The organism is Paenibacillus sp. FSL H3-0333 (assembly GCF_038002805.1).
In the GTDB taxonomy this organism is placed as follows: domain Bacteria; phylum Bacillota; class Bacilli; order Paenibacillales; family Paenibacillaceae; genus Paenibacillus_AQ; species Paenibacillus_AQ silagei.
The window spans coordinates 6,109,570-6,122,726 of the sequence record NZ_JBBODG010000001.1; the positions used below are offsets into that span (position 1 = coordinate 6,109,570).

Below are 13,157 nucleotides of genomic sequence, written 5' to 3' on the forward strand. Positions count from 1 at the left end.
GGCGATAGAATTCAGCAGCTCCGGCTTTAGGCCAGCTCTACCTCCAGCAGATGAATTTCTCCTTCAGGCAGGTCTGTCAACAGGCTGCGTGGAATCACAGCACCCTCTGAGACGCGCTGAAGCGTTACCTCAGCCCCGTTCAAGCGGGCTGCGTGTATTTGATACTCTCCGTATTCCGTGCTTCCAGAGGCCATATAGACGACTTTCAGCTCGCGTCCGGCAAAGATAGTCTTAATCGAGGCGCTCTTATCGCCGTCAAACTGTTCACTCACCAGCTTCGGCTGCAGCAGCAGGTCGCCGAGCTTGCCTTTGACGCCAAACACCTCGGTCACCATCGTCAGCAGCAGCCAGCTTGCCGAGCCTGTCAGATACGTATACATTCCTCTGCCCTGCTCATTGATATATTCCGGAATTCCGGGATACATCCGGCTCACCTCGAAGTTCGCACTCAGGTTATACAGTGAATCCAGCACCTTGCGGCCTTCTTTGACGTATCCGCGCTTATACAGCGCATTGCCGTACATAACGGTCATGTGGCTGAACATGGCTCCGTTCTCCTTGTGTCCGAAGGCGAAGCCGAATGCCCGGCCCAGATTCTGCTGAATGCCGCCGAAGTTGCTGTTCAGACGGTAGCCGATTTTCTCATCGTACAGATTGCGCTCTACCGCAGAGATGATCGCAGGAATCTGCTCTGGAGCAGCAGCGTGGCCGAGGAGTGGGAAGACCTGACCGGTAAGCGTCATCCGTGTGCTCTCCGCCCATTCCCCTTCTACACGTTCACCGTCATTATTATAATAGCCGTTGAACCAGCCGTCACCGTGTCCGCTCTCTACCCATTCATTGCGGCGCAGGTGATCGAATATCCATTCCGCCTTACGGGCAAGATCTGCTGCAACCTCTTCAAGCTTCAGAACGGCTCTTACCCCGCTTACCTTATTCGGTGCGGCAGCATAGAAGCGGCTGAGGAGCTCATGCTTGGCCGTCACCGATTCATAATCGACAGCTTGGCCGAGCGAGTCAAGCAGCAACACCATCTCTTCTGCCAGCTCCAGTGTATCTCCGCCAGTGCGTTCCTTCAGGGTAATCAGCAGCTTGGACAGATCCAGCAGGTTGCTGGCATAGAAGGCTGTGAAGGTGACACTTTCGCCCCGCTGCGCTGCCATATCGAGGCCATCGTTCCAGTCCGCTCCTTCCAGCAGGATGTTGTTATGCTCACCCACATTGAAGAAAGGAACCAGATTCTGCAGCAGGATATGCTCCAGAATAGTACCTGTATAGACTTCGCCCGCATTCGTCCGCAGACTGCTTCCTGCACCCGGCTCCCAGGAGGCATCGCGGTCCTTACAGCGGTTCATGAAGGTATCGCGGAAGTAGGTCTGTTCCTGCAGCAGGAAGTCCAGATCCCCGCTCTGATCCAGGTATAGCATGGTGGTCAGGAACGGCCACGCTCCATGGTCCATCCAGACCCGGGGTATATTGTTGCGGTCGGCAATGAATTCGCCCGGCTGCTGTCCGATGATCGTCGCATTGCTGCCGTCAATTCGCACTCCGGCATAGTTGTTCAGCAGCAGGCTGCGCACATCCGCAGGCTCCATAATCAATAGAGCCAGGCAATCCTGCCAAAGATCGCGCCAGCCGCGTCCCCCTCTGCCATAATCGTGGTAAGGCAGGAACGAGTTGCCGTATAGTCTACGCATCACTGGCTGCAATGTGACCCATTTCATCCATTCGTCGGCGGCATGATCTCCAGTATGGAATTCTACCGTATTGACTTTATCCGCCCAGAAGCGTTTATTCTCATCAAGCAACGCGTCAAAATCCGCAGCAGAGCCATATTTGGCCATCAGCGCCTGCACATCGATTCTATCATTGTCAATCGCCATGACTACGACATAAGAATGACTCTGACCCGGCTCCAAAGTGATTGCGGCGAACCGCAAACCACCCAGCGCCTCATATCCTTCCCAAGGCACTCCGCCATCTTCCCTAATCGGCGGCGCCAGATTGTTCACGACCGCTTCCGGCCAGTCCAAGCTCCCGCCCTCGCCGATGAATTCCTCCTGCACCGGGAATAATCCGGTTGGCAGCGCTCCGCCCTCACCAGCCCCGAATACCCCGTACGAAGTATGATTCACCCGGTGGCCGCGTTCGTCGAAGGACAGCGCAGGCTGTACCTCTACACCATACGCTGAAGTATAGATCCGGTTCAGCAGCGAGGTGACATGTCGGTGATCGCGCAGATCATCCGCAGAACGCGCATACAACGGAATAGCCGCTGTAGATGTCAGCGTAAGCGCCTCTGTACCGCTGTTCGTAAGTACCACCTTCATCAGCTCAACCTTGTCGTTGCCGCAGGGTACGAAGCTCGTGATCTCCGCTCTCAGCCCCAGCTCCTTACTCTCCCGCGTCACCCGATGCCACAGAAGTCCTGCCTCCAGCAAGGATTCATCTGCTGCTTCGCCATAGAACGCCGCATTCTGCCGTGCAGAATTGCCGGCAGCCGACCAGGCGCCCTTGCCTTCAATGTACACCCAGAAATTGCGCGAGGCGCGGGAGTTATGCAGATCCTCCACGGAGATTGGCGGTGTCAGAAAGGTATTATGGCCCGAAGTGGCCTGACCATGCAGCTTAGGACTGACCGAGGACATCATGCCCCCTTCATTCACCAGCGGAAAATATAAAAAGCTGCTCCGGTCCGGCTGCTCCAGTCGAAAGTCCCCGTTATTCCCGGTGAAGCTCCAGCCTGATCTTGACACCTTTGATTGCTCCTTCAATACATTCATCCTCCCTGTTCCTAACAGCAGACGTATTCTTGATTGCGTATGACCACATAATCGCAAAGCCCGGTACCGCTTTCCGAAATCGGTTTCGATTTCATTATCACACCGTTATTTCCCTTTGTAAAGCGTTATTTGTGACTTATGAGCAGAGATTAATGTGCAAAATTAATACTCTAAAACTCAGAGAATCACATTTAATTGTAATTTTATTACATTAACACTATTTTAGTAACGAAAATTTACGAAACCACAATATTAAGCTATTTGTAACAAGTACGAACAGGGTTCCACATTTGCTCAACTAGCACACATTCCTCGAATTCAGGTGCACTAATGCTCCTTATTTAGCTCATTTGCCCACTTTGGCCGATTTCAGGTGCACTAATGCTCCTCATTTAGCTCATTTGCCGACTTTTGCCGGATTCAGGTGCACTTGTGCTCCTCATTTAACTCATTTGCCCACTTTGGCCGATTTCAGGTGCACTAGTGCTCTTTATTTAGCTCGTTTGCCGACTTTTGCCGAATTCAGGTGCACTACTGCTCTTTATTTAGCTCATTTGCCCACTTTTGCCGGATTCAGGTGCACTACTGCTCTTCATCATTACTCTCCCTCAGCTTTAATCATCAGCAGCACCAACAGAGGGAATTATCCCTTTCATTTTAGCTTCCAGCCAACTTTTCGCTGAATCTGAGGGATTTATCCCTTTTATTTCACTCATTTGCCAACTCCCCGCTAAATCAGAGGGATTTATCCCTTTCACCTTCCACCTTTCACCTTCCACCTTTCACCTTTCACCTCAACCTCCAGCACGAACTGCCGCCCCTGAAAGTTTGTTTACACGAAAAAAACACAAAAAGCCCCCGGAATCAATGATTCCAGGGGCCTCTCTATGCAGCTATAGCTATATTCACATTAAATTAGCTTATCTTATACGTCGAAGTACAGGGAGTATTCATGCGGATGAACGCGGATGGCAACGGCTTGAGCTTCGGAACGCTTCAGGGCGATATAGTTATCGATGAAGTCTTTGGTGAATACGCCGCCCTCTGTCAGGAATTCGAAGTCAGCTTCCAGTGCATCCAGAGCTTCGTCCAGGGTACCCGGAACGCTGCGAATCTTCTCTTTGTCTGCATCAGACAATTCGTAGATGTTCTTGTCCAGCGGACCGTAGCCCATTTCTTCAGGGTTGATCTTCTTCTTAATTCCGTCAAGACCAGCCATCAGCATAGCGGAGAAGGCCAGGTATGGGTTAGCCGTAGAGTCCGGTGTACGGAATTCGATACGACAGCCCTTAGGTGTCACAGCAGCTACCGGGATACGGACAGCAGCGGAACGGTTCCCCTTGGAATACACCAGGTTGACCGGTGCTTCATAGCCAGGAACCAGACGCTTGAACGAGTTGGTGCTTGGGTTCGTCAGCGCGATCAATGCAGGAGCATGATACAGGATACCGCCGATGTAGTGCAGCGCCATTTCACTCAGGTTGGCATAAGCACCTTTTTCATAGAACAAAGGCTCGCTGCCGTTGAAGATCGATTGGTGAACGTGCATTCCGCTACCGTTATCGCCGAACAGCGGTTTTGGCATGAAGGTGGCTACCTTGCCGTATTGACGTGCAGTGTTCTGCACAATGTATTTGTAAGTGAGGAGATTATCAGCTGTTTTCTTCAAGGTGTCGAAACGGAAGTTGATTTCCGCCTGGCCTGCTGTTGCTACTTCGTGATGATGACGCTCGATTTCGAGGCCGGCTTCACCAAGCAAACGGCACATTTCACTGCGGATATCCTGCTGGGAATCCACTGGAGCTACAGGCACGTATCCGCCCTTCACGCCAACCTTGAATGCCATGTTGCCGCCTTCTTCCTTGCGGCCAGTGTTCCATGCTGCTTCTTCGGAATCCACATAGAAGGAGGAAGTGTTCATTCCGCTCTCGTAACGGACATCGTCGAAGATGAAGAACTCGGATTCAGGTGCGAAGAATGCTGCTGTACCTACACCGCTGGATTGCAGGAATTCTTCAGCCTTCACTGCGATACCGCGCGGGTCGCGCTCATAACGTTCGCCATCAGGCGTGAAAATGTCGCACATAATGTTCAGTGTCGGGTGAGCAGTGAACGGGTCAATGTAAGTGGTGCTTGGATCAGGCATCATTACCATATCCGACTCTTCAATCCCCCGGAAGCCTGTAATGGAAGAACCATCGAATGCTACTCCATTTACAAAGGTTTCTTCTTCAACTGCGGATGCTGGCAAAGAGATATGGTGAGCACGTCCACCCAAATCTACAAACCGGAAATCCACCCACTCGATATTGTTTTCCTTGATCGTCTGCAATACTTTTTCAACCGACATGCTTAATTCCTCCCCAGATTCCGAACATTAGGCCGCTCATCGTATCAAATGTTCTTGTTTTTATTTTTTTGCTGTCGTCATTATAAATCGCATACCTAACATCGTCAATGCTTATGTCAGGTATTTCTTGCGACAATGTGAGATATTCTGACGCTTTGGTGAAAATACCAATTTCATCCGGATTCCATGTCACCTTTGTCCAATATGCAGCAAAAACAGCTCTCATCCTCCAGCCTGAAGCGGGAGAAGAGAGCTGTTCAATAGTCATTATTCGTTGACAATCATACTACAGGCGCAGCCTCCAGAGACGGAGAGAACTTGCGGCCCACCAGCGGTGCCAGCTTCTCCAGATCCCGCAGCAGGCTGTCGAATTGCTCAGGGAACAGAGACTGAACGCCGTCTCCGGTCATGGAGTTATCGGGGTCGGTATGCATCTCGATAATCAGACCGTTGGCGCCTGCAGCAACCGAGGCCTTGGCCATAGGGGCTACCAGTTCGCGGCGTCCGGTGCCGTGGCTCGGGTCAGAGATTACAGGCAGATGGCTGAGGTTCTGCAACACAGGAATGGCCGACAGATCCAGCGTGTTACGCGTGTAAGTCTCGAAGGTACGGATGCCGCGCTCGCACAGCATGACATCCCGGTTGCCCCCCGCGAGAATGTATTCTGCCGCATTCAGCAGCTCATCATAGGTCGCACTGAACCCGCGCTTCAACAGCACAGGACGGCCGCAGGTCCCCAGCTTGCGCAGCAGGTCAAAGTTCTGCATGTTGCGTGTACCTACCTGCAGAATATCCGCATGCTCGGCACAGATATCCACGTATTCCGGCGTCATGACCTCAGTAATGGTCAGCAGGCCGTGACGTTTGCCGGCTTCCGCCATCATTGTCAGCCCTTCCACGCCAACCCCTTGGAAGCTGTAAGGTCCGGTACGCGGCTTGAAGGCACCTCCGCGCAGTACCTGGCCGCCGGAAGCCTTGACCAGCCGGGCAATCTCATCGATCTGCTCCGGAGATTCCACGGCACACGGACCGCCCATAACGACCATATTCTCTCCGCCGATCTTCACTCCGCGGATATCGATAACCGTATCCTCCGGATGGAAGTCTCGGCTCGCCAGCTTATAGGATTTGGTAATCTTAACTACATTCTCCACGCCCTTCATCTGGCGAAGATGCTCGGCAAGCTTCGGAGTGACGCCCCCTACCAGTCCGATTACGGTATGGTCAGCCCCTACAGAGAGATGGACCTGCAAGCCTTCCTTCTCAATCACGGCAATAATCTCATTCACCTGTTCCTGAGGTGTTTGGTTGGATGTAATAACGATCATATTATAGCTCCCCTTTTGGACCCGTATTAGTGTTGTTGGATAGACCGGCACACTGCTAATTCTCTGATTCACTATTTCGCTACGACGCGTGTACGCTTTTAAGCACTAAAGTGATTTTATCGCATATTCCCCTTTCAGTCAACCACTATTCCCCCGTTCCGTGTGAATTCTATGTGGCAAAAACGAAAAAAGCAGCACAGCCCTCTCAGGCCGCACTGCCGGTTATCCGCTATGAGTTCATCGTTATTGTTATGCAGACCTGTCAGCTGGTGCTGGCCGTCTTATTCTTCACCGGCGGCAGAAGCTTCGCCATATTGACCGTACGCTTGATCTCCCAGGTCTCCGGCTTCGCTTCGTCATACTGCTCCAGATAATTAATGACTTCCTTGGTGATCGGCGTCGGCGTAGAAGCGCCGGAAGTCACACCTACCTTGGTAATTCCCTTCAGCCACCCCGTATTCAACTCGGAGACGTCAGCGATCCGGTAAGCCGTAACTCCCGCGATTTCCTCTGATACCTGCGCCAAGCGGTTGGAGTTATTGCTGCGCGGATCACCGACCACAATAACCAGCTCGCACTGGCCCGCCTGCTCAGCGACAGCCTCCTGCCGCACTTGCGTAGCCATACAAATCTCATTATGAACTTCGGCACCAGGGAAGGTCTCCAGCAGCTTGCGCATAATATGCTTGATATCCCACTGGCTCATTGTGGTCTGGTTCGTAATGACAATCCGTGAGGAAGGGATAGAGAGGCCGGCAATGTCCTCTTCCTTCTCGATCAGATGGACATGCTCCGGCGCAATTCCCACCGCACCTTCCGGCTCCGGGTGGCCTTTCTTGCCAATATAGATAATCTCGCAGCCCTCATCAACCTTCTCCTTGATGAGATCATGCGTCTTGGTCACATCAGGGCAAGTGGCATCCACCGTGGTCAGCCCTTTGGCGCGTGCCATCTTACGGACCTCGGGAGAGACCCCGTGCGCTGTGAAGATGACTGTTCCCTTATCTACTTTATCTAGAATATCCAGACGGTTATGCCCGTCCAGCGTAATGATTCCGTCATCCTCGAAGGAGTTCGTGACATGGCTGTTGTGCACAATCATGCCCAGTATATAAATCGGCCGGGGCAAATCAAGATTCTGCGCAGCCTGCCGTGCCATCACCATAGCATCGACTACGCCATAGCAATAACCCCGGGGAGAGATTTTGATGACTTCCATGAATTCACCGCTTTCTGCTGTCAATGACTGCTGTAATAGGAGCCACTCAATTATACCCTATTCCAGCGGCGGGGCAAAGAGCAGCGGCAGCCAGATCACAAAGGTCGTCCCTTCCCCCTGACGGGTGACCACCTCAACAGAGCCTCCATGCTCCTCAATAATCCATTTGGCAATGGACAGTCCGAGCCCGATACCTTCCGTAATTCCTCTGGATTCATCTGCGCGGTAGAAGCGGTCGAAGATATGCGGCACCTCATCTTTGTCCATCCCGATTCCCGTATCGGCAATGCGGATTCCCACCTGATTCTGATACAGCAATGCATCCAGCGTAACCTCACCTGCCGGGGTGTATTTGAAAGCATTATCAATGAAAATAAACATCATCTGCTGCAGATAATCCTTGTTGCCCAGGATATACTTACCGTTCAGATGGCCCATCTCACCTACAGACCACTCCGCTTCGCGCGTCAGGAAGGACGCCCGGCGGGCTACCTCAGTCATCATCGGCTCCAGCGCCACCGGCTCAATCTCGAAGGTCCGGCCTGTATCCGCACGGGCCAGGGAGAGCATATCCGCTACCAGACGGCTCATGCGCGCAGCTTCATCAGCAATATCCTTCACCGATTCAATCGAGAGCTGGCGGATGTCCGCCTCGGACATCCGGCTGTCATCCGGCTTCATCTCCCAGACCTTTTGCAGCAGATCGATATTCCCGCGGATGGTTGTAAGCGGTGTCCGCAGCTCATGCGAAGCATCCGAGACGAAGCGGCGCTGCGTGGCATAGGCCTCCTCCAGCCCCGTATAGAAGCCCTCCATACGCCCGAGCATACTGTTCACCGTCTCAATCAGCCGCCCGATCTCATCCTGCGGACCGTCATATACGATCCGCGAGCTAAGGTCAGTTCCCGTCTGTATTCCATTCGCAGCTTCAATGACCTTGCCAATCGGACTCATCGCCTTACGGGCCAGGAAGAGGCCGAAGGTGAAGGCTGCGAGCAGGGTAGCGAAGGAGCCGGCCAGCAGAATATTCTTCAGACGGTTCAACAGGGTGACCTGCTCACCCGTATATACGGCAACCTGAAGGACAGCAGGCGCAGGCAGACTGTTGTTGAGCGTTACATCAACCGCCCGCTGATAGATCAGGAAGGGGTTGCCGCCATACCTGGCTTGCAGGAATCCCTCCTGGCTATGCAGGTCCTCCTTGGCGGGAACCTGGAATTTCAGTTTAATTTCGGTCATATTTGGGCTTGGTATCAGCCGGTCCAGATCATAAATGTACATTTGGGCAAACAGGCTCTGACCCGCCGGTCCCCCAAGCATCGGCTGAAGGGTTCCGTCCTGAGTCAGGCCAGCCTTCAATTCTACCTGTTGCGACAGATTCTGGAGCCGGTCCTTCAAATCGCCGTACGTATTAATATAGACGAACGCATAGATCACGCCGGACAAAACCAGCAGCATAACAGCCAGAATTCCCGAATACCAGGCAGTAAGCCGCAAACGTATGGACATATTAGTCACCTCTTAGGATGTAACCGGCTCCCCGGATCGTCTGAATCAGTCGTTTGCCGCCATGCTCCTCTGTCTTCTGACGCAGCATTGCAATATATACCTCCAGGACATTCGATTCCCCGCTGTAATCGTAACCCCAGATCTTATCCATAATGAGATCGCGGGAGAGCACCCGCTTCGGATTCTGCATGAACAGATGCAGCAGCTCGAATTCCTTCGCCGTCAGCTCCAGACGGCGGCCTGCACGGGTTACCTCCCTCGAATCCACATCAAGCGTAATATCCTCATAGGAGACCGATTGATCCGGGCTTCCGCCCTGCTCGCTTTTGCGCCGGAGCAGCGCCCGGACCCGGGCCAGCAGCTCCTCCAGGGCAAACGGCTTCACCAGATAATCATCCGCGCCGAGGTCCAGCCCCTTCACCCGGTGCTCGATTTCATCCTTTGCCGTCAGCATCAGCACAGGAACGCTGCTCCCGCCCTCCCGCAGACGGCGGCATACCTCGAACCCGTCCACCTGGGGCATCATAACATCCAGAATGACCACATCGGGATCACTGTTCAGAACGGCACGCAGCCCGTCAGCCCCATTGGATGCCGTCTTGACATCATAGCCCTCAAAGGCCAGCCCGCGGCGGAGCATAGAGGTTATTTTCTCATCATCATCAATTATTAGTATATTCGGTCGCATCCGGCAGCCCCCATTGTCTCTTTCATATATCTCTATTGTATCAGATGCACCAGTCTCTCCGCATCCGTACACGAACAGCACAGAGCGGAAGGGTTGCCCCTTCCGCTCTAACGCCCACCGCATGATGTGCTTATTGCTTCTGAGTCTGCGTGGTCTCGAAATCATTCTTGTTGCCGATCGTTACCGGCAGATCCAGCTTCTTGCCGTCACGGACCACATTCAGAGTCGCCTTATCGCCTACCTTAAGCGTCTGGATGTAAGTGATCAGATCCTGGCTGGTAGCGTAGCTCTTTCCGTCAATTCCTGTAATGATATCGTAAGGACGCAGATCCGCTGTATAAGCAGGAGATTTAAAGACAATTTCAGCTACTACAGAGCCTTCTTTAATCGTTGTCCCCATTTGCTTGGCAACTTCATCGGTAATCGTCATCAAGGTAGCCCCAATGAATGGTACCGGTTCCTTCGGAATTTCCTGATTGGCTTCAAGCTTATCTACTACGCCTTTAATGGTATTTACCGGAATGGCAAAACCGATACCCTGAGCGTCTCTGCTTACTGCAACGTTCATACCAATGACCTGGCCGTTCATGTTGAGCAGCGGTCCGCCGGAGTTCCCCGGGTTAATGGAGGCGTCAGTCTGCAGCAGGTTTTTATAGGTTTTTGTACCACTGCCGTCTTCTTCGGCAATATCGATGCTGCGGCCTCTGGCACTGAGCACCCCGGTTGTCACTGTATGGTCGAAGCCCTGCGGGTTACCAATCGCCACGACCTCAGAGCCTACCTTGATGCTGTCGGAATCGCCAAGCGCTACAGAAGGGAAGTCCGAGCCTTCAATCTTCAGTACAGCGAGATCGAGATCCTTGCTGGAGCCCAACAGCTTCGCTTCATAAGTCTTGGAGGTGCCGTCAACGGTAACCTGGATGACATCGGCGCCATCTACCACGTGCTGATTGGTCAGGATATAACCGTTCGAATTATAGATGAAGCCTGTGCCAATACCGTAAGGTGTAAGCTGCGGAGAAGAATTATTCGAGCCCGGCTGGGATTCCGAATTATTCGAACCGGAACCTCCGCCGCCGAATTGATCACCGAAGAAGAACTGTGAGAACGGATCGCTCATATTCGGACTGCTGCTTCTGTTCCGCGAGTTGTTGGATTTCACCAGCGTCTCAATCTTGACGACTGCCGGCCCTACCCCCTCAACTACGCCGGATACATCTCCCGAGCCGGTGACCAGCGCCGCTGCGGAAGTGGAAGGTGTAATATTAGCATTGCCGCTTGCCGTCTTCCCTGCCGGATTCGTTGCAACCGTGGCTGCCTCCTGGCCTCCGGTGAACCAGTTCCCCCGGTCTGCCATGAACATGGAGCCTGATAAGACTACCATTCCGGCGAGAAAAGATACCAGTACCGCCTTCACCGGCTTCTTCGGCTTACGGTTGTACTGCCAGCCGTTGCCCCCCTCAGGAGGATTGCCGCCGCGTCCGCCGTTCCCGTCATTGCCGGTAGTGCGAAGCGATGTGTTATACGGTAAGGACTTCACCGGCTGTGGCGGTGTAACCTCTACCCGCTCGGGATCGCGGCGGTTATAATGCTGCGGGTCATTGCCGTTCATCTCATCATTGTTCAACGATTTGAAAGGTCCGTAAGAATAGTAGTAGGAGCCGCCTTCTGCGGATGAATTAGTGCTGTTATCAGTATCATTATGATTATTGTCCCATTCACGATCCGGTCCCGGTTCATGATCACGATTGTAGTTGTTCTCACGATTGAAGTTGTTTTTGTTATCGTCCATGTTTACTTTCCTCCCGCGCCTTGCCGTGTCAGGCAAAGTGTTATTTGTTTTGATGTCCTTATTTTGTACTGTAAACCTTAAGGTCACATTAAAAACAATTTAAGCGGAGATAAAAGATACCTAGACGATGATGGATCGTTGATTAATCAAACAGATCTTCTACACTACGGATAGGCTTCACCTCCATAGGTTCTTTGAATGCGGCCATATGAAAGTAGGCAGCCAGCCAGATGATTGCGCATATAAGAATATAAGCCATCCGTTTATTCCCTCCCTAAAGTGGATTGGCCCAATAGCCGGTTCACCCGTTCTGTACTGCCGAACATGAAGATCAGTAACGTAAGTACAGCAAAGGGGAAAACGGCAATGCTGGTGCGCACGGATAAAAGTCCGAATAACGGCGGAATTAACGTTGTCCCCGTATAGGCTACCGCCATCTGATACCCGATTAAGCGGGCTGCATTCTCCTTGCCGAACCGGGCCGGCGTCTCATGCAGGAGACCCGGATAAACCGGTGCGAGGCCAAGACCAATCAATATCAGGCCTGCAAGCGAGAGGGCCGGTTGGAGCGGGATTACAAGAATAGCTCCGCCTATAATGGTCACCAATTGACCGTAACGGATAAGCAGGCGGTTATGGACTTTTAAAGTGATGAAGCCGGTAATCAGCCTGCCAACTGTAATACCCGCGTAGTATACGGAGATCCAAGCCGCTGCTGTATCTGGCGCAACTCCCCTTGCGCCTACCAGATAACTGGCGCCCCACAGTCCAACCATTGCTTCTATCCCGCAGTACAACAAGAACGTCAACAGAGTAGGCTTAACGCCCTGCAAGCGGAGGGTGTTCGCCTGCGGCTTAAGGTTCACAGCTGCTTCATCTGGAAGATTGCCGCTAAGCGCTGCGGGAAGCTGAGGCTCGCGCGTGGCAGCAACCTTTTTCCATAACGGAAGTGTCACTAACAGAAGCATTGCGAATCCGAACTGAATGATGGCCACAACCGCATATCCCCCTCTCCAGGACTGGGCGTGTACGAGATTGACTGCCATAATCATGGGTCCCAGGGTCGCGCCTACGCCCCAGAAGCAGTGCAGCCAGCTCATATGATGAGCCTTGTAATGTTCAGCCACATAATGATTCAGTGCCGCGTCCACTGCACCTGCCCCAAGACCCAGCGGAACGGCCATTACAATGAACCACAACACAGATGGAGACACGGAGAATCCGAACAATGAGGCGGCGGTTAAGAGGCAACTGACAAAGGTACTTCGTCCTGTCCCCAGGCGCTTCACGATTGTGTTGCTGAACAGACTGGACACGATGGTCCCTCCGGCAATAATCATCGAGATGATTCCCGCCGACCCCAGCGATGAACCCATCTCTGGCCAGATCACAGGCCACGCAGAGCCAAGTAAAGAATCGGGAAGTCCCAGACTAATAAAAGCCAGATAAATAATAATCAAAAAATACGTAGACAAAGATTCTCCTCCT

Annotated in this window: 9 protein-coding genes; all 9 read right to left on the reverse strand. The window is 52.7% G+C overall.

The features are described 5' to 3' along the window. Positions 1–26: 26 nt before the first annotated feature. Positions 27–2,774, reverse strand: coding sequence for a GH36-type glycosyl hydrolase domain-containing protein (locus tag MHH78_RS26990; RefSeq protein ID WP_341169428.1), 2,748 nt, complete (start codon positions 2,772–2,774; stop codon positions 27–29). A 934-nt stretch (positions 2,775–3,708) separates the two neighbouring features. Further along, on the reverse strand, positions 3,709–5,133 hold the full coding sequence (glnA, locus tag MHH78_RS26995; protein ID WP_036722362.1) for a type I glutamate--ammonia ligase: 1,425 nt from the start codon (positions 5,131–5,133) through the stop codon (positions 3,709–3,711). After that, the gene (locus tag MHH78_RS27000; RefSeq protein WP_076079776.1) at positions 5,123–5,401 is read right to left on the reverse strand and encodes a hypothetical protein; all 279 of its coding nucleotides are present in this window, start codon (positions 5,399–5,401) and stop codon (positions 5,123–5,125) included. The genes glnA and MHH78_RS27000 overlap by 11 nt, the downstream gene beginning before the upstream one ends. Positions 5,402–5,414: 13 nt before the next feature. Next, complete coding sequence (gene aroF, locus MHH78_RS27005; RefSeq protein WP_036722366.1) at positions 5,415–6,461, reverse strand: 3-deoxy-7-phosphoheptulonate synthase; 1,047 nt, start codon at positions 6,459–6,461, stop codon at positions 5,415–5,417. 262 nt (positions 6,462–6,723) lie between these two features. Beyond that, entirely contained in the window at positions 6,724–7,680 is a 957-nt protein-coding gene (locus MHH78_RS27010) for a 4-hydroxy-3-methylbut-2-enyl diphosphate reductase (protein ID WP_341169429.1), read from the reverse strand. 57 nt (positions 7,681–7,737) lie between these two features. Then, on the reverse strand, positions 7,738–9,189 hold the full coding sequence (locus tag MHH78_RS27015; protein ID WP_341169430.1) for a sensor histidine kinase: 1,452 nt from the start codon (positions 9,187–9,189) through the stop codon (positions 7,738–7,740). A 1-nt stretch (position 9,190) separates the two neighbouring features. Further along, positions 9,191–9,877, reverse strand: a complete 687-nt coding sequence (locus MHH78_RS27020) for a response regulator transcription factor (protein ID WP_076079773.1) — start codon at positions 9,875–9,877, stop codon at positions 9,191–9,193. 130 nt (positions 9,878–10,007) lie between these two features. Continuing rightward, positions 10,008–11,669: a S1C family serine protease gene (locus MHH78_RS27025; protein WP_076079772.1), complete on the reverse strand. Its 1,662-nt coding sequence runs from the start codon at positions 11,667–11,669 to the stop codon at positions 10,008–10,010. Positions 11,670–11,932: 263 nt separating this feature from the next. Next, positions 11,933–13,144: an MFS transporter gene (locus MHH78_RS27030; RefSeq protein WP_341169431.1), complete on the reverse strand. Its 1,212-nt coding sequence runs from the start codon at positions 13,142–13,144 to the stop codon at positions 11,933–11,935. Positions 13,145–13,157: the final 13 nt, after the last annotated feature.